Genomic DNA, 19,518 nt, shown 5'->3' on the forward strand with positions numbered 1-19,518 from the left:
GAACACGTTCTAATTTGTGCCCGCCCGTACAGTCGCGAGCTGCGCACGGTCGTCGGTCCAGTCGCGCTGGACCAGCATGCGATGCGCGATCCGCTCGAGCGCCGCCTCGACCTGCAGCCGGTCCGGCCGTCCTTCGAAGGTCGGCGACGTGTCCAGCTTCTCGACGATGCGGCCGACGATCGCCGTCGAGATGGCGTCGACCTGCCTCTTGCCGTCCTGCGTCAGCCACAGCAGCCCGCCGGTGCGCAGCGCCAACCCCTGCTCGACGAGGTCGTCGAATGCCGGCTCGATCACCTCGTACGGAACACGCAGCCGTTCGGCGATATCGGTGATCGTCGCCGAGCCGAAAACCTGGTTCTGCCGGTAGATCTGCAGCAGCGCCCACATCTGGCAGACGTTGAGTTGGCATCCGGGCTGCGCGGCGAGGGCGCGCAGCCGGATGTCGGGCGAGTCGCGGAACAGCCGGCCGACGGCCAGCTCGAGAATTTTCTCCGGTGATTCGGTGCTCGGCATCCCGAAGCCCTCGCCGAGGTCGGTCGCCGAGACGGTCTCCACCTCGCGAAGCTTGACCTCCTTGAGGAACAGCGAGACGACGAAACCGACGACCGCGACCGGCACGGCACACAGGAACACCCTGCCGAGCGAGTCGGCGTAGGCCTCGATGATCGGTGCGGCCATCGCCGGGGAGAGTTCGTGCAGTGCCTGCGGTGATTCCGCGGCACGAGGCGGGGCACCGCCGGCGGCCAGCGCCGGGCCGATCCGACCGACGAGGAAGTTCGCGAACAGCGAGCCGAAGATGGCTGCACCGAAGGAACTTCCGATAGTGCGGAAGAACGTCACGCCCGATGTCGCGACGCCCAGGTCGGCGAAGTTCGAGGTGTTCTGCACGACGAGGATCAGCACCTGCATGCACAGCCCGATGCCGGCACCGAGCACGAAGAGGTACAGCGACTGCTGCCAGACCGGGGTGGCGGCGTCCATCCCGGACAGCAGCCAGAACGCCGCGGCCATGGTCGCGGTGCCCGCGACGGGAAAGACCTTGTAGCGGCCGGTCTTGCCGACGATGTTGCCGCTGCCGATCGAGGTGATCAGCATGCCCGCGACCATCGGCAGGGTGCGCAGGCCCGACTCAGTCGCCGAGACGCCGTTGACGAACTGCATGAACGTCGGCAGGAACGTCAGTGCTCCGAGCATCGCGAAGCCGACGATGAACCCGAGGATGCAGCAGACGGTGAACACCGGGCTGGCGAACAGCCGGATCGGCAGGACCGGTTCGCGGGCCCGGGCTTCGACCCAGACGAAGATGGCCAGCGCCAGCGCCGAGGCCGCGAACAGGCCGATGATCACGCCGGACGACCACGGGTAGGTGCTGCCGCCCCAACTGGTCGCCAACGTCAGCCCGGATGCGCCGAGGCCGACGAAGAGAATGCCGGCGTAGTCGATCACCGGCCGGCCGGCCTTCTGCAGCGACGGGATCGCGACGGCGCCGACCGCGAGCACGACGATCGCGACCGGCACGTTGATCCAGAAGGCCCACCGCCACGTGAGGTGGTCGGTGAAGAAGCCGCCCAGCAGCGGTCCGATCACGGTGGTCACGCCGAACACCGCACCCAGGGCGCCCTGGTAGCGGCCGCGTTCGCGCAGCGGGATGACCTCGCCGATGACGGCCATCGCGGTCACCATGATCGCGCCGCCGCCGATGCCCTGCAGCGCCCTCGAGGCGACCAACATCGTCATCGAACCGGCCATCCCGCACAGCACCGAGCCGGCGAGGAAGAACAGGATCGACACTTCGAAGACGGCCTTGCGGCCGAATAGATCACCCAGCTTGCCGACGATCGCCGTGGCGATCGTCGAGGCCAGCAGATAGCTGGTGACGACCCACGACTGGTGTCCGGCCCCGCCGAGGTCGGCGACCACCGTCGGCAAGGCCGTGGCGACGATGGTCTGGTCCAGTGCGGCCAGCAGCATGCCGAGCAGCACCGCGACGAAGATGATGTTGCGGCGCTGGGGACTGATCAGTGCGTTCGCCGACTCGCGATCGGCCTCTGCCGTCGTGGCCCGACTCGTCATGTCTCCCTTCCAGGACGGAACTCTGCCCAGTCATATCGTTAGTCAGGCTAGGAAAGTTACGCGTCGGGAGAGGAGTTGACCCCGGGCGCCCACGCGAACCCCGCGATGGCGCGCAAGACGCCGGTGAAAGGCGGCGTGTCATGAACGGACACACACGCTCGCGGAGCCGCAGGGGTTGGGAAGGCTACAACGCGGTCGGGGGGCGGGAGACGCACTGGGCGGCGTAGAGCGCATCGCCGAGCTTGTCCATCAACTGCAACTGCGTCTCGAGGTAGTCGACGTGCTCCTCCTCGTTCGCGAGGATCTTCTCGAGCAGATTGGCCGAGGTCGCGTCGCCCTTCTCACGGCACATGATCACGCCGGGCCGCAGGCGCTCGAGCACCTCGTACTCGATCGCCAGGTCGGCCTCGAATTGCTCGCGCAGCGTCTGGCCGATTCGCAGGGAGAACAGCCGCTGATAGTTCGGCAACCCGTCGAGAATGAGGATGCGGTTGGTGATGTCCTCCGCATGATTCATTTCCTCGAAGGATTCTTTACGCGTGTACTCCGCGAGTTCGGTGAACCCCCAATTCGCCTGCATCTTCGAATGCAGGAAATACTGATTAATGGCCGTGAGCTCGCTTGTCAATTGCTCGTTGAGCAATTTTAGAACGTCCGCATCGCCTTGCATGGTCACTCCTGGGCACCTGGGGGCTGGTCAAGTCTCGCTGTCGGTCGTGCGCCGTCCAATCTAGTCGAGAAGACGGTCGACAGCGCGCCTTTGTGCTTGCGCGGAGCGTGTTTCGACCGGGTAAGCGCTCGCCGGGTCGCGGCACGGGGCCGATCGGTCACCCGCTCTGGACTGCCTAGGCTAAGTAAGGATAGACTTTGCTAACCCTTGGCGGGCGGCCCCGGACAGATGAGGAACCACCGATGAGTGAGTACGATTTGCACTCGCTCATTCTCGCCTGTGATTTTCGCGTCGACGACGTCGAACGTATGTGGCGATGGCTGAAGAAACATCATGATCAATTGAAAAACATCGGTGCGCATCACGTCGTGCTCTACACCTCCATTTGGGAGAGTAACCGGGTGCTGGTGACGATCGGAATTCGGAATCCCCGATCCATTCGCGATGTTTTGCGGTCCCCGGCGATCTTCGAATGGTTCGACATTTCCGGCGCCGACGACATCCCGCCGATCTTCGGCGGCGAGGTCGTCGAGAAGATCGACCTGTACGGCCCGTCGCCCGCCGATCACGTCGGGCGGGTCGTGATCGGCGTCATGTCGTCGGTCGCCGACGTGACGGCGCTGATGGTCAAGATCCACGACGGTATCGAGCGGTTCAAGCGCGGCGGTGTGCGCAAGATCTGGGTCTACCGCGCACTCGACGACGGGCAGGAAGTGATGATCCTGCAGGAAATCGAGGACGAGGACGCCGCACGGCAGTGGATCGACCATCCGGACGCCGCCGCGGAGTGGATGCCCACCGCGGGCCTCGGCGCCTACCCCACCCACTTCATCGGGCGATTCGCCCATTTGATGAGCATCGACGAGGGCTGACGGAGGCGCCGGTGTTTGTCTGTCTGTGTATGGGAGTCACGAGCCACGTGGTCCACGAGTGCGTGGCCAACGGTGCCCGGACCTCGAAGCAGATCGCCGAGGCCTGCGGCGCCGGCGGCGACTGCGGGCGGTGCCGGCGCACCCTGCGCTCGATCATCGAGGCGCATTTCGCGGAGAACGGGTCGGCCCCCGACGCGGTGGCCGCCCAGAGGGTTACCGCTCGCCGCGGTTGCCGGTGAAATCGGCCAGGGCGCTCGCGTTGGCGGCGGCGCCCATCAGCACCGCGAAATGTCCGTTCTCCCTTGCGGTGGCGTCGTCGATCTGAGCGCGGGTCGGTGCGACGATCGTCTGCTTGACCGCCATCAGGCTCGGAATGGGCTTGGTGGCCAGGATTTCGGCGTGGCGACGCGCCTCGCCCAGCAGATCGTCGGGCTCGCAGACCTTCCACGCCAAGCCCATGCGCTGCGCCTCGGCGGCGTCGACCCATTCCGACGACATCAACAGCCACGCCGCGTTCTGTCGGCCCATCAGTCGTGGCAGCAGGTACGATGAGGCGGCCTCGGGCGCGACACCGAGGCTGGTGAACGGCGTCTTCAGCCGCGCCGCGGTCGACATGAACACCAGGTCGGCGTAGCCCAGGATGGTGGCGCCGATCCCCACTCCCACCCCGTTGACCGCGCAGATCAGCGGCTTGGGGAAGTCGGCGAGCGCGTCGATCATCGTCGTGAAGTGACTGCCCTGCTGGTTGAACTCGGGATCGGTGATGCGCCGATGCATCTCGTTGAGGTCGTTGCCTGCGCTGAACGCCCGGCCCTCACCGGTGAGCAGCACGACCGCGACGTCGGGATCGGCACCGGCCTCCGTCAGTGCGGTGGCGGTGGCGAGGTAGAGCTCCTCGTTGAACGCGTTGAGGACGTCGGGCCGACTGAGCGTGAGCGTGCGAATGCGCTTGTCGTCGCTGATCTTGAGCACCACGCCAGCAGCGTAAGCGTTACCCGTTGCTGTACACCCGGGTGGGTGCGATGAGCACGACGGTGCGACGCTGCTCGGCCATCACGCGGTCGTACTCCGCCCAGTCGTCGTGGCTGCCGCCCGCGGCGGTGAAGACCTCGCGCAGCAGGCGCCGCAACCGATCCGGAGCATCGAGCCAGGGCGCGGGATCGTCCGGGCCCGCCAGCTCCGCGGTGCCCTCGACGGTCGCCCACTGCCACCCCTGGCGGAACGTCGTCGTCACCTGCGGGCGGGCGCGCAGGTTCGCGAGCTTGACCTTGCCGTAGGTCACGAAGGCCAGCACCGGTTCACCACTGGCCGGATGTGCCAGCTTGCCAACGTTCACCAGCGACGACTGGATGCTGCCGTCGGCGCGCAGCGTCGACACCACCGCCAGCCCGCTCTCCCCCGCGCTCAGCGCAACCGCGTCGTCCAGGGTGGTCATAGTGCCTGCTCCATCGCTAATCGGTTGGCGGCGAACGGGTTTCGGTACACGTAGCGGCTCGTCGGCACGGTGTCGACGTCACGGTTGGCGCCGAAGGCGGCCGTGCTGGCGACCATGCGCTCCATCCTGTCGCGAAGGTCGTCGTCGTCGGCTGCGCCGAAGAACGCGTGCAGATCCGAGATCGCCGCCTCGGGGAACAGCTCCTCGACGATCGCGTCGATGCCGGGCGCCCGTGGTGTCAGCGCGCGCACCACGGCGTTCTGGACGTAGCCGAACGTCGACTGCGTCGCGATGGCCACCGGCGTGTGGTCGATGTGCCACCGCGTGAACCACGTTTCGCGGTCCATGTCCGCCGGCCTGCGCAGCAGCGCGATGTTGGCCAGCCCGGCGCTCCGCCCGCCCGGCGTGGTCTCCGGCGGCGCGAGCGGCACCGACTCGGTGACCAGATAGGCCGCGACGTCGTCGGCTTCCCGGCGCAACCGCTCGATCACCGCGCCCATCTGCTCGCCGTAGCACTGCTGTGTCCACACGCTGATGACGCCGACCACCGGAGGGTCCAGCGTGGTCAACGTCATCAGCGAGTCGCGGACCACGGCGTCGCGCACGTTGACGGCGAGTCCCGGCACCTCCATGGCGAGCAGGTCGGCCGCGACGGCACCGCGCATCCCCTCGCACCACGCCTCGTCGACGTCGGCCCGCCGCAGCGTGACGATCACTTTCTCCATGCCGCGAACTTAACGCGTCGCCGCGCTCAGCCCTCGAGCCTTTCGCGCACCCTGGCCAGTCGCTGCCGGAGTTCGGCTTCGTCGATCACACCGCGCGCCATCAGCGAGTGCGCCAGCGACACCAACTGGTTCTCCGGATAGGGCAGGTCCGAGTACACCGTCGCCGACAGCGCGTCCTCCTCGTCGCGGCGCTCCTTGAAGCCCGGCACGTTCTCGTCGCAGGCCGCGCGGTCCAGCGCGTCGCACATGCCGTCGAGGCTCGTCTTCCACGGCGGCACGGGGTTTTCGACGCCGTACTTGGCGGCCATCCGCGGCCAGACCTGATTGCGTCCGACGATCTCGGCGAGCGGTTCCGGGACCTGGGCTTCGCTGCTCACGGTCACGGAGCGGGGTGGGTGGCCGGGCGGGTATCGGTGATGACGTTGGTGGTGACACCCGCCTTGGGCAGCGCGACGCCGATGAGGCAGTCGCGCGTGACGATCTCGGCCAACTGGTCCTCGGTCCAGCCCTCGGTCCCCTCCGGTTGCATGGGCATCACCATGAACCGGTGCTTCTGATTCGAGTCCTGGACACGCACCGTGATCTCGTCGGGCAGATACAACCCGAACTCCGCCAGCACCTGACGCGGCCAACGGACCAGGCGCCTGCGGTAGTTCGGCGTGCGGTACCACTCCGGTGAGTTGCCGAGGATCGGACGCGGGTAGCACGAGCACAGGGCGCAGACGATGACGTTGTGCACGGTCGGGGTGTCGGCGAGGATCTCGAACGCGGTGAAGTCGCTCGGGGTGCCGAAGCCGGTGGGCTCCATCCAGTCGACGCCGACCTCCTTGCTCGCCGTCATCGGTTCGCGCAGCGCGAGTTGCTTGAACTCCGGATCGAGCCAGGCCTTGGCCACCAGGCGGGCCGCGGGCGTCGGGCCGATCTGTTCGGCGAACTCGGTGAAGCGCCGGTGCTCCTCGGCGGTGAAGATGCCCTTCTCGATGCACAGTTCGCGAAGCGCGATCTCGAGCACCTCGAAGTCGGTGATCTCGTCGACCATGGGCGCCACCGTGCGCTGATGGTCGTGATCGTGCCCGTGGTCCGTCATGAAGCAGCCTCCAGCCAGTGTTCGGGAATCTCGGTCGCGATGATGTCTTCGGCGGTGCCGGTGTAGCCGTGCCACAGCTCGGACATGTTGAAGCGCACGACGTAGAACCACTCCGGCTTGGCCGGGCGGTCCCAGGTCTCGTCCTCGGCGGCCGGGCTCTCGTAGGCCACGCTGGCGATCTCGCCCGTGGCGCCGCGCACGTATTCGGGCGTGCGGGTGTAGAAGATGACCGGGAGTTCGCGCACCACGACGGCATCACCGACCGCGAACTTCGGCTCGCCGGCCTGTCCGGCGTACACCTGCGGGTCACCCTTGCCGACCGCGTGCTTGTGGTGACTGTTGCGCTTGACCCCGGCACCGTCGCCCTCGGACTTCGGCTTGGCCTCCAGCGTCTTTCCGGCCAGCCCGCCCGCGTAGCGCGCCTTGACCTCGGCCATCCGCTCGCTCAGCTCGGTGAGGCCGATGTGGTGCTTTTCGACGAGCACGCGCGCGACGGCGAGCAGCCAGCGGCCGTAGTACGGCAGCCCGAGGTACTCGGCCCGGCCCACGTCGACGTTGCCGATGCGACGGCGTTCCTCGGAGAGCCAGATGCCGCGCCATGCCAGCACCTCGCAGATGACGTAGGTCATGTGCTCCCACAGTTCGTACTGCTTGTTCTCGTACTTCATCGGCGCATCCGGCTCGCCACCCACGTCGTGCACCGGCTTGAGGTACGCGGTGATGCGGTGGTGATCGAGAAGATCGGGCGTCGGGGCGTCCGGTAGCTCGGGGTAGGCCGACTTCAGCCGGGCCACCAGATCGAGTTGCGCTGCCCGCTCTGCCGCCGTGCTCATGCAGACTCCCTTCGGTTGCGCCGCCGTGGTGCGATGGGCGTGCGCAAAATCGGTCGGCTAACGTCGTGATGCGAATAGCTGAGATTCCGGAGCGGCAGGCGACTTTCAGCAACATGCTCGAGCGCGACAGCGATGTCGGCCATCGACACCTCCGCATACGCCACCCGACCCGGTCATCTGACTGTATCGCCGGACCACCGCGGTTGCAGGCGAATCCGGCAACCCGTCGCCCGCCGCGCCGTGGTCGTGACCCGCAGAGCCGATCATGCGCTGTGCCGCAGCCGAATTGACGTATGCTTCAGTTTGGGCGCTGGCCGCGACAGTTGTGGGAAACCGTGACATGCGCCCGCGTCGCCCGGTTAAGGTTCGTCGCGGACAGCGGAACCGACAACAGAAGGACTCGGCGATGGACGCACCCCAGGTATCGGCAAGCCGGAGCCGCGCGCTGGACCTTTCGGGTATCCGAGCCGCGGTGTGGTTGAGCGTCACGGCGTTTCTGGCGTTGTCGGCTCTGTACGTCGTCGGCCTGGACCAGGGCGCCACTTCGGTGTTCGGCGCCGACGGCCACATTCACGAGTTCATGCACGACGCGCGCCATCTGCTGGGCTACCCCTGCCACTGAGCCGGCTCCGGTGAGCCGTGCCCGTTCCGGCCTCGGAGGCGGCAGAATAGGACGGTGAGCACCGGCAGCCGGGTCATCGATGCCCTCCGGCCCACCATGCCGGACGCCGGCGCCGTGGCCAGGAGCCTGCTCGCGGCGCTCGCGATGGCGGCCATCGCGCTGCTGTGGGATTCGGGTGCCACCGCGGTGTGGGTGATGGGCGCCGCGGCGATCGCAGGCGCCATCGCTCTGCAGGACAGCCCGGGCGGCCGGATATCGCTGGTGATCGTCGTGTCGGTGGAGATGGCCGCCGCGGTCTTCCTCGGCGCGTTAACCGCCTCGCACAACGTGGTTTTCGTCATCGTGGTGGCCGTCTGGTGCTTCGCCGCGGGACTGCAGTGGTCGATGGGCAGCAACGCCGGTCTCGTCGGGGCTGCTGCCAGCGCACTGCTGGTCGTCGCGCCTCCGCTGGCGCCGTCGGCGACGTCGGTGCTGGTGCCGACGATCCTCACGTTGGTCGCCGGTGGTGTGCAGGCGGCGTTGATCGCCGTGCGGCCGCCCCGGCGGTGGCGCACCCAGCGCGACGCGCTGTCCGAGGCCTACCGCTCGTTGGCCGAGACGGCGCGACGCACGGCGGACGACCGACGCGCGTCGGTGGCCGCGACGCTGACGCCGGCGCTGCGCGATGCGTTCGTCGACACTCAGGCGAGCCGGCGGCCCGAGGCGTACCACGGTGGGCACCGGCTGCCCGAACGGATCATGGCGACGTTGCGGACGGCGGCGAGTGCCTCCGACGGTGATGGCGACGGTATGCCGAGGATGCTGTCGGCGGCGGCGGAGGTGCTCGACGCCATCGCCGATCACACCCACACGGCGCGACGCAACGCCGAGCACGGTCTGGTCCGGCTGGATGCGGCCGTGTCGATGCTGACCGGCCCGGAACAGGTTGCCGCCGAGCGGCTTACGCAGCAGCTGCGCGAGGCCGCCGAGTTGCGGTTCCCCGACCTGTACCGGCCGGACCTGATCAATCCCCTGCGCAGGGCGGTCACCACCGCCAGGGCCCATCTGACGCCGGCCTCGCCGATTCTGCGGCATGCCGTCCGGTTGTCGGCGGCGGTCGCCGCCGGCGTTGCCGCCGATCGCTTCGCGCCGGTCAATCACGGTCACTGGATCGCGCTGACCGTGCTGCTGGTGCTGCGCCCGGAAACCGCGCACACCTACACCCGTTGTGTCGGACGTCTGGCGGGTATCGCGGGCGGGATCGTGCTCGCGTCGCTGATCGTCATGCTGTTGCATCCGGTCGGCCTGGTCGCCGCCGTGCTGGCGACGCTGTTCCTGTTCGCGACGTACGCGGTGATTCGCATCGGGTACATCGCGGCGAGTGCGGCACTCGCCGCCGCCACCGTGTTCGTGCTCGACGTCGCGACCGCGACGTCGGCTGCGACGTTGGAGGACCGGTTGTTCTCCGTCGTCATCGGCGGGGGTCTCGCGGTGGTCGCGCACGTCGCGCTACCCGATCATGCGCTGACCCGGCTGCACCAGCGCGCCGGTGAACTGCTGAAAACCGAAATCGACTACGCCGCAGCGGTGGTCAAGGCCTACGTGCACGAGCTGGACCATCCGGCCGACGCCCTGGCGGCGGCGTGGCAGCGCGCGTTCCGTGCCCGCTCGGGCTTCGAGGCCGCCTCGGGCGCCACGCGCATGGAGTCGGCGGAACTACGGCGGTGGCTGCGGTCGTATCGGACCGCGCTGAATGCCGTCACCAGCGCGTGCACCGCGCTGGAGGCCAGCCTGCCGAACCACCCGCCCGCCTCACTGACCCCGGAATTCATTGCGGCCGTTGATGACTACGTGGACGCGCTGCGCGGTGCGCCGCCCACCCCCGCGACACCGTGGACGGTGGACATAGCGGCGTTGACCGCAGCCAACCAGCAGGTGCGCGAGCGTGCGGGCGGTCTCACCGCCGAGAACGGCGCCGCGCGCGTGCTGGTGGCGGAGATCGCGTCGATCACGCGCAGCCTGTCGGGGATCGGCGCTATGCGCGAGCCCACTTCGGCTGAATGAACACCCCTTCGGCCTCGACGGTCACGCCGTCCTCGTCGGCGAGGTGACCGACGGCGTAGGCCTTGACGCCGTCGGTCCGGGCGATCCTGGCTTCGGCGTGCAGCGACCCCAGTCGCGTGGTGCGCAGATAACGCATCGTGATGGTGCCGGTGAAGCGGGGGGTCGCGGCATTGGCCGCCACCTCGCCCAGCACATGGTCGAGAACCAGTGCCGCGATGCCGCCGTGCACATGACCGGGCGGGCCCTCGTACGCCGCGCCGAGGTGGAAGTCGGTGAACACCCCGCCGTCGGCGTCGTGCCGGATGGTCAGGGGCGGGGCGATCGGGTTGCGGATGCCGATGACCGGATTGCCCCATGCCATGCGGTCACCGCTGGTGGTCAGCCGCACGCCGAACGGGCCGTCGATCTGACGGGACCGCAGATGCGCCGTCGCCGCGTCGATCTGGGCCTTGACCGCGGCCACGGTGTCGGCGTCGACCTCCGTGCGGATCGTCGCGTCGATCAGGTCCCGCACCGATTCGGCGAGCGGCCCGTAAACGGCGCGCATCCGCTCGATTTCCGCCGGCGAGATGTCGCCGATGTCGGTGAATTCGACCACCGCAGCACTAGAACACGTTCCAGAGCGTCGTGTCGAATCAGCCCGACGCGGTGAGCGCATCGCGGCGAGCCGCGGACGCGAAGCCGAGCCAGGTATGCCGGTTACCCGCCCAGCACCAACCCACTTTCGGCGCGTTGCGGTGGGCCGGACCGTCGCGGCCGCTGCCGTTGCTGATCCACAGCGCGGGCGTCCTGGCGTCCAGCGAGCCGTCCGGCCTGCGCCGCCGCGATCCGATCGTCATGAAACACCGGTTGCGCTGCAAGACATCCGGCTGCTGGAGGACCCAGTGCAGGCCCTCGGTCACCGTCAGCGCCGTCCGCCCGGAGTCGACGATCGCGGGCAGTGCCTCGTCGGGGCTCCAGTTGGCCATCGCGTCTCCCCTGTCCGGGTCGCGCACCAGATACAGCGGCGTGTCCGGCACGGCGGCCGATGGGATGGACGCGAACTCGTCGAGATCGGTCATGTCGGCCACCACGAATCCGGGCTTGTCGTTGCGGCGGACCAGCGGCGCCAGTGCGGACGCCGGTACGAGACCGGGGTGGACGGCCAGCAGAGCGGGTCCAATCGGCGCGTCGCCGCACACGGCGCGTAACCGGTCGACCGGAATGCCCGCGAGGTCGTGCACACCGAGCCCGATCAGCGTTTCGGCCTGGTCAGCAAGTGCGGGCAGCGTCGTGATGGTGGAGGGCATGGCGCGACAACGAAGCACCGCCGCACGAGAGTTCCGGCGAGGCGAGCGTCACACCGGCACCGGACCACGCACGAGAACACCCCGGAGTTCGTGGCCAGTTGTCTACGAAACCGGCTACGGTGAGCTCATGGCCGCCCGCGCCCACAGTTCCGATCCCCGCGCCGAACGGGTGCGCGCCCGGCTGCGCGCGGCGGCCTTCGCGCTGGCCCACGAACGGCCCGTCGACCAGCTGACGGTCGGCGACATCGTGGCTCGCGCCGAGGTCAGCAGGCAGGTCTTCTACCAGCACTTCACCGATCGCGACGATGCCGTGGCCGGCGCCGTGACCGCGGCCTTCGCCGCGGCGACCTCCACCGCCGACGGCGATGCGCGTGACCGCATCCAAGAGCTGTTCGAGTTCGCCGCCGAGCACCGGTCGGTCTACCGCAACATCGTGCCGAGCGCCGTCACCCAGCGCGCCGTGGCCGCGTTCCGGGCCGAGTTGGGGCCGCTGTGCGACGAGATGACGGCCGCGGCCATGCCGACGGTTGCGGAGATCGCGCCGGTGACGCCCGAGGCCGTCACCCGGTTCCTCGTCGGCGGGTTCACCGAGGTGTTGTGGTCGTGGATGGAAGACCCGGACTCCAGCGATCTGAGCGGCCGCGTACGTGCCGCCCTCGACACCGTCAACGCGCTCCTCGCGCCCTCGAAAGGCCAACCCCATGGGTAGACATCACGTCCCCGAACGACCGCCCGTCCGCGACCGGGGCGCACTGCGTGCGACCGTGCTCGCGCTGCTCGGCCTCGCCCTCGTGGTGGTCGCGATGATCGCCAGCTACTCCGGGGCGTTCGCCAAGCCGACACTGCACGACCTGAACGTCGCCGTCGCGGCCCCGCCGCCGGTGCTCGACGGCCTGCGGGGCCACGATGCGCTGCGGATCACCGAGGTCGGCGACGGCACGGCCGCACGCCAGCAGGTCTACGAGCGCAGGACCGACGCCGCGTTCGTCGTCGACCCGTCCGGTGCGATGACGATCTACGTCGCGGGCGGCGGTGGCCGCAGCGTCGCCACCGCCGCCGAGAGCGTCGGTGAGGCCGCCGCGGCGAAGGTGGGTTTGCCGGCGACGGTCGAGGACGTCGCGCCCCCGTCGGCAGGCGATCCGTCGGGCACCGTCGAGTTCTACGCGGTCATCTTCATCTCCATCGGCGCGTCGGTGGGTGCGGCCGTGCTCGGCAGGTTCATGGGCCCGGTGCGCAGGCCCGCCACGCTCGGGTTGCGCACACTCACCCTGGCCGGGTACTCGGCGGTGCTGGCCGGTGGCGTGACGCTCTACGTCGATGCCGTCCTCGGCGCGCTCGTCGGCCACACCTGGGAGGTGTTCGCGACGCTGTGGCTGTACGCGATGGCGGTAGCCGGGGCGATCACCGGTGCCGCCGCGGCGTTCGGTACCGCCGCTTCGCTGGCGCTGACCCTGTTCCTCGTCATCATCGGCAACGCCGCGGCCGCGGGCCCGGTGGGCCGTCCGCTGCTCTCCGGCTTCTACTCGACGTTCACCGCGATCGTCCCGCAGGGCTCGGGGGTCTCGCTGCTGCGCAGCGTCGCCTACTTCGGCGGCAACGGCGCGCAGACGCCGTTGGTCACCCTTGTGCTCTGGGGGGCGGCGGGCTGTCTGCTCGCAATCGCCGCCACGGCAGCGCGCGTGGATTACCGTCCGGTGCATGAGCGTTTCGCCCGTCGACGACTATTACGACCTGGGCTCCTATCACCGGCCGACTGAGACGCCGTCGCGGCAGGCCCAGACGTGGTTCGACCGCGGGATGGTGTGGTCCTATGCCTTCAACCACGAAGAGGCCATCCGCTGCTTCGACCGGGCGCTCGAGCTCGACGCCGACATGGCCTTCGCGCGCTGGGGCGTGGCGTACGCGATCGGTCCGAACTACAACAAGGCGTGGGAGGCGTTCGACCCCGTCGACGCGGCCGCGTCGCTCGCGCGCGCCCGGATGGAGCTCACCCTGGCGGCCACCGGCCGCGCCTCGGTGGTCGAACGCGGGTTGATTGAGGCGCTGCTGTGCCGCTTCCCCACTGACGACCCCAACGACGGCGAGGCGCTGCACGAAGGTGGCGTCGCCTACGCCGACGCCATGGCCGCGCTGGCCGAGGCCTTCCCCGACGACCTCGACGTCCAGGCGCTGGCCGCCGATGCGCTGGTCAACCTGACGGCATGGGCGCTGTGGGACACCAGGACCGGTGAACCGGCCGAGGGCTCGCGGGTGGTCGAGGCACAGCGCATCCTCGACGACGCGCTGGCCACCGACGCCGGTCGCGAGCATCCCGGGATCCTGCATTTGTATGTGCACACGATGGAGATGTCGGCGACCCCGCAGGCGGCGCTGCCGGCCGCCGATCTGTTACGCGATCTGGTGCCCGACGCCGGACACCTGCGCCACATGCCCAGTCACATCGACGTGCTGTGCGGTAACTATCACGATTCGGTGGTGGCCAATCAGGTTGCGGTGCATGTGGACTGGCGATTCGTAGACCGTGAGGGGCCGTTGAACTTCTACTCCCTCTACCGCGCCCACAATCTCCATTTCATCGTGTATTCGGCGATGTTCGAGGGCAATTCCCGCGCCGCGCTCGCCGCGGCCGATGAGCTCGCGGGCCAGCTCAGCCACGAACTGCTGGCCATCGAGTCACCGCCGATGGCCGACTGGCTGGAGGCGTTCGTGCCATTGCGGACCCATGTGCTGATCAGGTTCGGACGCTGGAACGAACTGATCGCACAACCGTTGCCCGAGGACCTCGACCTGTACTGCAGCACCGCGGCCACCATTCACTACGGCCGCGGCGTCGCGCACGCCGCCAAGGGCAACGTGGCCCAGGCCCGCGCCGACCGCGACGCCTTCGCCGCGGCGTACGCCCGGATTCCGGACTCCCGGTACCTGTTCAACAACACCGTGATCGATATCCTCGCGATCGCCGGCGCGATGCTCGACGGCGAGATTGCCTATCGTGCAGGCGAGTTCGACAAAGCGTTCGCTAATCTTCGACAAGCGATCGAGCTTGACGACGCGCTGCCCTACGACGAACCCTGGGGCTGGATGCAGCCGACCCGCCACGCCTACGGAGCCCTGCTGCTCGAGCAGGGGCGCGTCGAGGAGGCCGCCGCGGTGTACGCCGCCGATCTCGGGCTGGACCCGACCCTGCCGCGGCCCTGCCAGCATCCCAACAACGTGTGGAGCCTGCACGGCTACCACGAATGCCTGCGACGGCTGGGCCGCGACGACGAGGCGGCGATCATCGGTCAGCAGCTGGCGCTGGCGAGCGCGCGGGCCGACGTCCCGATCGCCGCGTCCTGTGCGTGCCGGCTGGAGGTGACCGACGCCTGTCACTGACCGAGCCGACGAGTGCTCACGACACCGGCGCCGCGCAGCCCGGCCGGGTCCTCTCGCCCGTACGTAGACTTCGGCCGTGGCCATCAGCGAGGACGACCTCACCCACCTCGTCCGCTGCGTGGAACTCGCGCGCGAAGCACTCGACGACGGTGACGAACCGTTCGGTTCGGTCCTCGTCGACGCCGACGGCCGGACGCTTTTCGAGGATCGCAACCGGGTCAAGGACGGCGATCGCACCCGCCACCCCGAGTTCGCGATCGCCCGGTGGGCCGTCGGCACCTTGGCACCCGAGAAGCGGGCCGCCGCCACCGTCTACACCTCCGGAGAGCACTGCCCGATGTGCGCGGCGGGACACGCGTGGGTCGGGCTGGGTCGCATCGTCTACGCCGCCTCGTCGGCCCAGCTGACCCGGTGGCTGACCGAATGGGGTGTGCCGCCGCCCCCGGTGGCGCCGCTGCCGATCGCCGCCGTCGCGCCGGGCCTCGTCGTCGACGGGCCGGCGGCACCGTTCGAGGACACCATGAAGGCGTTGTACGAGGCGAAGTTCCGGTGACCGACCCCGGCTGGGTCGAGCACGTGATCTGGTGGCACCTCTACCCGCTCGGGTTCGTCGGCGCGTATCCAGCCGACCCGGCGCCCGCCGCCGACGAGCACCGCCTGCGCCGCGTCGTCGACTGGCTTGACCATGCGATCGATCTCGGCGCGTCCGGCATCGCGCTGGGCCCGATCTTCGCCTCGCGCAGCCACGGCTACGACACCACCGATCACCACCGCATCGACCCGCGACTCGGAACCGACGACGACTTCGACGTCCTGGTCGACGAGGCGCACCGGCGTGGGCTACGCGTCCTGCTCGACGGGGTGTTCCACCACGTGGGCGCGGAGTTCGCCCACCCGGAGTGGCTTCGGCGGCGCGACGGGAACGTCGACACCTTCGAGGGCCACGGCGACCTGCTCGCCCTGGATCATGACCACGGCGCGGTCGTCGATCACACGGTCGACGTGATGGCACACTGGCTGCGCCGTGGCGCCGACGGTTGGCGGCTGGACGCCGCCTACGCCGTCGCCGACCGGTTCTGGGCCCGGGTGCTGCCCAGGGTGCGCGAGGAGTTCCCGGACGCCTGGTTCGTCGCGGAGATCATCCATGGCGACTACGCGGCGCGGGTCCGCGCCTCCGGGTTCGACTCGGTGACGCAGTACGAGTTGTGGAAGGCGGTATGGAGCGCGCTGAACGACGGCAACTTCTACGAGCTGGACTGGGCGCTGTTGCGCCACAACGAGTTTCTCGACACGTTCGTGCCGATGACGTTCGTCGGCAATCACGACGTCACCCGCGTGGCCAGCAGGCTCGACGACATCCGTCACCTCGAGCACGCGTTGGTGCTGCTGTTCACCTGCGGTGGCACGCCGAGCGTGTACGCCGGCGATGAGTACGCCTATCGCGGCGTCAAGGAGGAGCGGTTCGGCGGGGATGACGCCGTGCGGCCGGAGTTCGGCACGCGGCCGACGGACGGTGGGCCCGGTGAGGACGTATTCCGACTGCACCAGTACCTCATCGGGCTGCGCAGGCGGCACCCCTGGCTGCACACCGCACGCACGTCACCGTTGCGACTGGCCAACCGCCAGTACATCTATCGGGTGCACGCGGGGTCGGACGCGCTGGTGGTCGCGCTCAACATCGACGACGTGCCGCTGACGATCTCCATGCCGGAGTTGGGTTTTGCCGCGGGCCGGATCGTCGCGGGCGCCGGCGCGCCGCGCCCGGAGGTGGTGACGACGACCGAGGTCGCCCCGCACGGCTGGCTGATCATCGCGCCGCACTGACCCGTTCGACGGTGACCGGGTCGCGTTCGCCGTCGTAGAACTTGTCCAATACGGCCCGAAACTCGGCGTTGTCGTCGGTGGCGAGCGCGAACAGCGTCATCGACGAGCGCACCTTGAGGTTGTCCGGCCAGCCGAACACGTCCTCGGCAGACGAACTTCCGATGCCGCCGACCAGTCGCGCGCACTCCCGCAGCCGCGGCCCGAGCACGTCGTGGGCGAGGTACGCCCGGGCCTCGTCCAGCGAGCCGATGCCGAAGCGCGCGGCGGTGGGGCTGCTGCCGAGCCCGCGCAGCTGGGGAAAGACGAACCAGATCCAGTGACTTCGCTTCCGGCCGGCGCGCAGCTCGGCCAGTGCCGTCGCATAGACCCCGTTCTGGGCTTCGACGAAGCGTTGCAGATCGAACGGGTCGGGGCCGCTGTTCGCTAACGATTTGTCTCTAGCCATCTCATCAGCAAGTTTCGCAGGCTAGTGTGTGCGATTCAATGACGACAACCACCTCGCCGGACGCGTCGATCCAGCATGAGCACGAGCCCGCGCCGAAACGCCGCGACCCGCGACGCCGGGTGCTGTCACGGATCAGCATCCAGTCCAAGTTGCTGGTGATGTTGTTGATCACCAGCATCCTGTCCGCGGCCGTCGTCGGGGCCATCGGTTTTCACTCGGGGCGGACCTCGCTGCGCGCATCGGTGTTCGACCGGCTCACCGAGATCCGCGGTTCGCAGACGCGCCAACTCGAGTCGCAGTTCCGAGACCTCGAGAACTCGATGATCGTCTACACCAGGGGGGCGACGACGACGGAGGCGATCGAGGCCTTCACCACCGCGTTCGACCAACTCGACACGGCGACGATCAGCCCACCGCAATGGCAGTCGATCGTGGACTACTACACCAAGCGGTTCGGCGCGGCGAAGGAGACGCAGACCGGCACCGACATCGACGTCGACGCCCTGCTGCCCACGTCCAATGCCGCCAAGTACCTGCAGGCGTACTACACCGCGCCGTTCGGTGAATCACCCGAGAAGGCGATCGCCATCGACGATGCGCGCGACGGCAGCCCGTGGTCGGCGGCCAACGCCCGGTTCAACGACTACTTCCGGGAGATCGTGCAGCGCTTCCAGTTCGAGGATGCGGTGTTGCTCGACACCCGCGGCAACATCGTGTTCAGCGCCTACAAGGGCGTCGACCTGGGCACGAACATCCTCACCGGCCCCTACCGCGAGGGCGGGCTGCAGGAGGCGTTCCAACGGGTCCTGGCCTCCAACGCCGTCGACTACGTGGGCGTCACCGACTTCGGCGAGTACCAACCGGCCGACGAGCCGACGGCGTGGATGCTGGCCCCGGCCGGCCCCCGAGGCCGGGTGCAAGGTGTTCTGGCACTGCAGTTCCCGATCTCGAAGATCAACAATCTGATGACTGTCAACCGGCAGTGGGAAGCGGCCGGTATGGGCAGGACCGGTGAGACGATCCTCGTCGGACCGGACGGGCTGATGCGCTCGGATTCGCGATTGTTCCTCGAGAACCCAGAGCAGTTCAGGCGCGACGTCGTCGAGGCAGGCACGCCCCCGGACGTCGCGGACGACTCGATCCGCCAAGGCGGCACGACGCTGGTGCAACCCGTGGCCAGCGAAGCGACCCGGCTGGCGCAGCGCGGCCAGACCGGCACCATCATCGAAGACGACTACCTCGGGCGCCGGACACTTCAGGCCTACGCGCCCGTCGACCTGCACGGGCTGCACTGGTCGATCATCGCCAAGATCGACACCGAAGAGGCGTTCGATCCGGTGTTCAAGTTCACCCGCACACTCGTGTTGTCCACGGCGCTCATCATTTTCGTCGTCTGCCTCGCCGCGATGCTGCTCGCCCGACTCTTCGTGCGCCCGATCCGCAGGCTCGAGGCCGGTGCCCAGCAGATCAGCGCGGGCGACTACCACGTCACGCTGCCGGTCCAGTCCAAGGACGAATTCGGCGATCTGACAGTCGCTTTCAACGAGATGAGCCGCAATCTGGCCATCAAGGAGGAGTTGCTCACCGAGCAGCGAAAGGAGAACGACCGGCTGCTGTTGTCGCTGATGCCCGAGCCCGTGGTGCAGCGCTACCGCGAGGGCGAGGAGACGATCGCCCAGGACCACCAGAACGTCACCGTGATCTTCGCCGACATCGTCGGCGTTGACGATCTGAGCGATCAGATGAGCTCGGAGGACCTGCTCGCGATCGTCAACAAGCTGACGCGCCAGTTCGATGCGGCGGCGGAGAGTTTCGGCGTCGAATCGGTGCGGATACTGCACAACGGGTACCTGGCGAGCTGCGGGCTGAGCGTGCCGCGCCTCGACAACGTCCGGCGCACCGTCGATTTCGCCGCCGAGATGCAGCGGATCATCGACAGGTTCAACTCCGAGACCGGCAACGATCTGGCGCTTCGCGCCGGCATCGACACCGGCACCGTGACCAGTGGTCTCGTCGGCCGCGCCACGCTGGCCTATGACATGTGGGGCGCCGCGGTCAACCTGGCCTATCAGGTGCAGAGCGGGTCGCCGCAACCCGGCGTGTTCGTCACCTCACAGGTTTACGACGTGATGCGCGACAGCAGGCAGTTCACCTCGGCGGGCACGATCACCGTTGACGGCGAGGAGCAGCCGATCTGGCGCCTGGCGGAGCGTGACTCGTGAGCG

The 19,518-nt window shown here is 68.5% G+C and carries 21 protein-coding genes; 10 read left to right on the forward strand and 11 right to left on the reverse strand.

What is annotated here, in order from left to right; genetic code table 11:
- Nucleotides 1–9: 9 nt before the first annotated feature.
- Together ABGB19_RS13950 and bfr are read right to left on the reverse strand one after the other, a co-directional pair.
- Nucleotides 10–2,073: an MDR family MFS transporter gene (locus ABGB19_RS13950; protein ID WP_347686544.1), complete on the reverse strand. Its 2,064-nt coding sequence runs from the start codon at nucleotides 2,071–2,073 to the stop codon at nucleotides 10–12.
- Nucleotides 2,074–2,257: 184 nt separating this feature from the next.
- On the reverse strand, nucleotides 2,258–2,743 hold the full coding sequence (bfr, locus tag ABGB19_RS13955) for a bacterioferritin (protein ID WP_347686738.1): 486 nt from the start codon (nucleotides 2,741–2,743) through the stop codon (nucleotides 2,258–2,260).
- Nucleotides 2,744–2,985: 242 nt separating this feature from the next.
- Here bfr and ABGB19_RS13960 point away from each other — a divergent pair, with 242 nt between their 5' ends.
- Both ABGB19_RS13960 and ABGB19_RS13965 read left to right on the forward strand, forming a co-directional pair.
- Nucleotides 2,986–3,615, forward strand: coding sequence for a fatty-acid--CoA ligase (locus ABGB19_RS13960; protein WP_347686545.1), 630 nt, complete (start codon nucleotides 2,986–2,988; stop codon nucleotides 3,613–3,615).
- A gap of 11 nt (nucleotides 3,616–3,626) precedes the next feature.
- Entirely contained in the window at nucleotides 3,627–3,854 is a 228-nt protein-coding gene (locus ABGB19_RS13965; RefSeq protein WP_347686546.1) for a (2Fe-2S)-binding protein, read from the forward strand.
- Here ABGB19_RS13965 and ABGB19_RS13970 read toward each other — a convergent pair.
- The 6 genes from ABGB19_RS13970 to ABGB19_RS13995 form a co-directional block, all read right to left on the reverse strand.
- A complete protein-coding gene (locus ABGB19_RS13970) occupies nucleotides 3,829–4,590 on the reverse strand; it encodes an enoyl-CoA hydratase/isomerase family protein (protein WP_347686547.1) in 762 nt (253 codons plus the stop codon). The genes ABGB19_RS13965 and ABGB19_RS13970 overlap by 26 nt on opposite strands.
- A 16-nt stretch (nucleotides 4,591–4,606) precedes the next feature.
- Nucleotides 4,607–5,050: a PPOX class F420-dependent oxidoreductase gene (locus ABGB19_RS13975; RefSeq protein ID WP_347686548.1), complete on the reverse strand. Its 444-nt coding sequence runs from the start codon at nucleotides 5,048–5,050 to the stop codon at nucleotides 4,607–4,609.
- Nucleotides 5,047–5,775, reverse strand: coding sequence for an EthD domain-containing protein (locus ABGB19_RS13980; RefSeq protein ID WP_347686549.1), 729 nt, complete (start codon nucleotides 5,773–5,775; stop codon nucleotides 5,047–5,049). Before ABGB19_RS13980 ends, ABGB19_RS13975 begins: the two co-directional genes overlap by 4 nt.
- A 26-nt stretch (nucleotides 5,776–5,801) precedes the next feature.
- A complete protein-coding gene (locus tag ABGB19_RS13985; protein ID WP_347686739.1) occupies nucleotides 5,802–6,083 on the reverse strand; it encodes a thiocyanate hydrolase in 282 nt (93 codons plus the stop codon).
- A 71-nt stretch (nucleotides 6,084–6,154) separates the two neighbouring features.
- The gene (gene scnC / locus ABGB19_RS13990; protein WP_347686550.1) at nucleotides 6,155–6,862 is read right to left on the reverse strand and encodes a thiocyanate hydrolase subunit gamma; all 708 of its coding nucleotides are present in this window, start codon (nucleotides 6,860–6,862) and stop codon (nucleotides 6,155–6,157) included.
- Complete coding sequence (locus ABGB19_RS13995) at nucleotides 6,859–7,695, reverse strand: SH3-like domain-containing protein (protein WP_347686551.1); 837 nt, start codon at nucleotides 7,693–7,695, stop codon at nucleotides 6,859–6,861. The genes scnC and ABGB19_RS13995 overlap by 4 nt, the downstream gene beginning before the upstream one ends.
- Before the next feature lie 406 nt (nucleotides 7,696–8,101).
- On the opposite strand from ABGB19_RS13995, the gene ABGB19_RS14000 reads away from it, so the two are divergent.
- A complete protein-coding gene (locus ABGB19_RS14000) occupies nucleotides 8,102–8,317 on the forward strand; it encodes a CbtB-domain containing protein (RefSeq protein ID WP_347686552.1) in 216 nt (71 codons plus the stop codon).
- 54 nt (nucleotides 8,318–8,371) lie between these two features.
- Entirely contained in the window at nucleotides 8,372–10,360 is a 1,989-nt protein-coding gene (locus ABGB19_RS14005) for an FUSC family protein (protein ID WP_347686553.1), read from the forward strand.
- Here ABGB19_RS14005 and ABGB19_RS14010 read toward each other — a convergent pair.
- Both ABGB19_RS14010 and ABGB19_RS14015 read right to left on the reverse strand, forming a co-directional pair.
- A complete protein-coding gene (locus ABGB19_RS14010) occupies nucleotides 10,332–10,958 on the reverse strand; it encodes a PaaI family thioesterase (RefSeq protein WP_347686554.1) in 627 nt (208 codons plus the stop codon). The genes ABGB19_RS14005 and ABGB19_RS14010 overlap by 29 nt on opposite strands.
- A gap of 37 nt (nucleotides 10,959–10,995) precedes the next feature.
- Nucleotides 10,996–11,649, reverse strand: coding sequence for a DUF5701 family protein (locus ABGB19_RS14015; protein WP_347686555.1), 654 nt, complete (start codon nucleotides 11,647–11,649; stop codon nucleotides 10,996–10,998).
- A 127-nt stretch (nucleotides 11,650–11,776) separates the two neighbouring features.
- Between ABGB19_RS14015 and ABGB19_RS14020 the strand changes: the two genes are divergently transcribed.
- The 5 genes from ABGB19_RS14020 (at nucleotide 11,777) to ABGB19_RS14040 (ending at nucleotide 16,848) form a co-directional block, all read left to right on the forward strand.
- Nucleotides 11,777–12,358, forward strand: a complete 582-nt coding sequence (locus ABGB19_RS14020) for a TetR family transcriptional regulator (RefSeq protein ID WP_347686556.1) — start codon at nucleotides 11,777–11,779, stop codon at nucleotides 12,356–12,358.
- Nucleotides 12,351–13,406 (forward strand): hypothetical protein, encoded by a 1,056-nt coding sequence (locus tag ABGB19_RS14025; RefSeq protein WP_347686557.1) that lies wholly within the window; start codon nucleotides 12,351–12,353, stop codon nucleotides 13,404–13,406. Before ABGB19_RS14020 ends, ABGB19_RS14025 begins: the two co-directional genes overlap by 8 nt.
- A complete protein-coding gene (locus ABGB19_RS14030) occupies nucleotides 13,348–15,024 on the forward strand; it encodes a tetratricopeptide repeat protein (protein WP_347686558.1) in 1,677 nt (558 codons plus the stop codon). Before ABGB19_RS14025 ends, ABGB19_RS14030 begins: the two co-directional genes overlap by 59 nt.
- Nucleotides 15,025–15,100: 76 nt before the next feature.
- Nucleotides 15,101–15,577, forward strand: a complete 477-nt coding sequence (locus tag ABGB19_RS14035; protein ID WP_347686559.1) for a nucleoside deaminase — start codon at nucleotides 15,101–15,103, stop codon at nucleotides 15,575–15,577.
- Nucleotides 15,574–16,848 carry an alpha-amylase family glycosyl hydrolase gene (locus ABGB19_RS14040; RefSeq protein ID WP_347686560.1) on the forward strand — a complete coding sequence of 425 codons (1,275 nt, stop codon included), beginning with the start codon at nucleotides 15,574–15,576 and terminating at the stop codon, nucleotides 16,846–16,848. The genes ABGB19_RS14035 and ABGB19_RS14040 overlap by 4 nt, the downstream gene beginning before the upstream one ends.
- Here ABGB19_RS14040 and ABGB19_RS14045 read toward each other — a convergent pair.
- Nucleotides 16,832–17,293 (reverse strand): DUF1810 domain-containing protein, encoded by a 462-nt coding sequence (locus tag ABGB19_RS14045; protein WP_347686561.1) that lies wholly within the window; start codon nucleotides 17,291–17,293, stop codon nucleotides 16,832–16,834. The genes ABGB19_RS14040 and ABGB19_RS14045 overlap by 17 nt on opposite strands.
- Before the next feature lie 38 nt (nucleotides 17,294–17,331).
- Here ABGB19_RS14045 and ABGB19_RS14050 point away from each other — a divergent pair, with 38 nt between their 5' ends.
- A complete protein-coding gene (locus ABGB19_RS14050; protein ID WP_347686562.1) occupies nucleotides 17,332–19,515 on the forward strand; it encodes an adenylate/guanylate cyclase domain-containing protein in 2,184 nt (727 codons plus the stop codon).
- Nucleotides 19,516–19,518 lie beyond the last annotated feature (3 nt).

Origin of the sequence: Mycobacterium sp. B14F4, assembly GCF_039871645.1 — a bacterium.
Taxonomy (GTDB): domain Bacteria; phylum Actinomycetota; class Actinomycetes; order Mycobacteriales; family Mycobacteriaceae; genus Mycobacterium.

What these genes read in the sequence shown, in the direction of transcription:
- ABGB19_RS13950 (WP_347686544.1), bottom strand. Translation starts at nt 2,073, where the DNA reads ATGACGAGTCGGGCCACGACGGCAGAGGCCGATCGCGAGTCGGCGAAC.
- bfr (WP_347686738.1), bottom strand. Translation starts at nt 2,743, where the DNA reads ATGCAAGGCGATGCGGACGTTCTAAAATTGCTCAACGAGCAATTGACA.
- ABGB19_RS13960 (WP_347686545.1), top strand. Translation starts at nt 2,986, where the DNA reads ATGAGTGAGTACGATTTGCACTCGCTCATTCTCGCCTGTGATTTTCGC.
- ABGB19_RS13975 (WP_347686548.1), bottom strand. Translation starts at nt 5,050, where the DNA reads ATGACCACCCTGGACGACGCGGTTGCGCTGAGCGCGGGGGAGAGCGGG.
- ABGB19_RS13980 (WP_347686549.1), bottom strand. Translation starts at nt 5,775, where the DNA reads ATGGAGAAAGTGATCGTCACGCTGCGGCGGGCCGACGTCGACGAGGCG.
- ABGB19_RS13985 (WP_347686739.1), bottom strand. Translation starts at nt 6,083, where the DNA reads ATGGCCGCCAAGTACGGCGTCGAAAACCCCGTGCCGCCGTGGAAGACG.
- scnC (WP_347686550.1), bottom strand. Translation starts at nt 6,862, where the DNA reads ATGACGGACCACGGGCACGATCACGACCATCAGCGCACGGTGGCGCCC.
- ABGB19_RS13995 (WP_347686551.1), bottom strand. Translation starts at nt 7,695, where the DNA reads ATGAGCACGGCGGCAGAGCGGGCAGCGCAACTCGATCTGGTGGCCCGG.
- ABGB19_RS14000 (WP_347686552.1), top strand. Translation starts at nt 8,102, where the DNA reads ATGGACGCACCCCAGGTATCGGCAAGCCGGAGCCGCGCGCTGGACCTT.
- ABGB19_RS14015 (WP_347686555.1), bottom strand. Translation starts at nt 11,649, where the DNA reads ATGCCCTCCACCATCACGACGCTGCCCGCACTTGCTGACCAGGCCGAA.
- ABGB19_RS14020 (WP_347686556.1), top strand. Translation starts at nt 11,777, where the DNA reads ATGGCCGCCCGCGCCCACAGTTCCGATCCCCGCGCCGAACGGGTGCGC.
- ABGB19_RS14025 (WP_347686557.1), top strand. Translation starts at nt 12,351, where the DNA reads ATGGGTAGACATCACGTCCCCGAACGACCGCCCGTCCGCGACCGGGGC.
- ABGB19_RS14030 (WP_347686558.1), top strand. Translation starts at nt 13,348, where the DNA reads ATGAGCGTTTCGCCCGTCGACGACTATTACGACCTGGGCTCCTATCAC.
- ABGB19_RS14045 (WP_347686561.1), bottom strand. Translation starts at nt 17,293, where the DNA reads ATGGCTAGAGACAAATCGTTAGCGAACAGCGGCCCCGACCCGTTCGAT.
- ABGB19_RS14050 (WP_347686562.1), top strand. Translation starts at nt 17,332, where the DNA reads ATGACGACAACCACCTCGCCGGACGCGTCGATCCAGCATGAGCACGAG.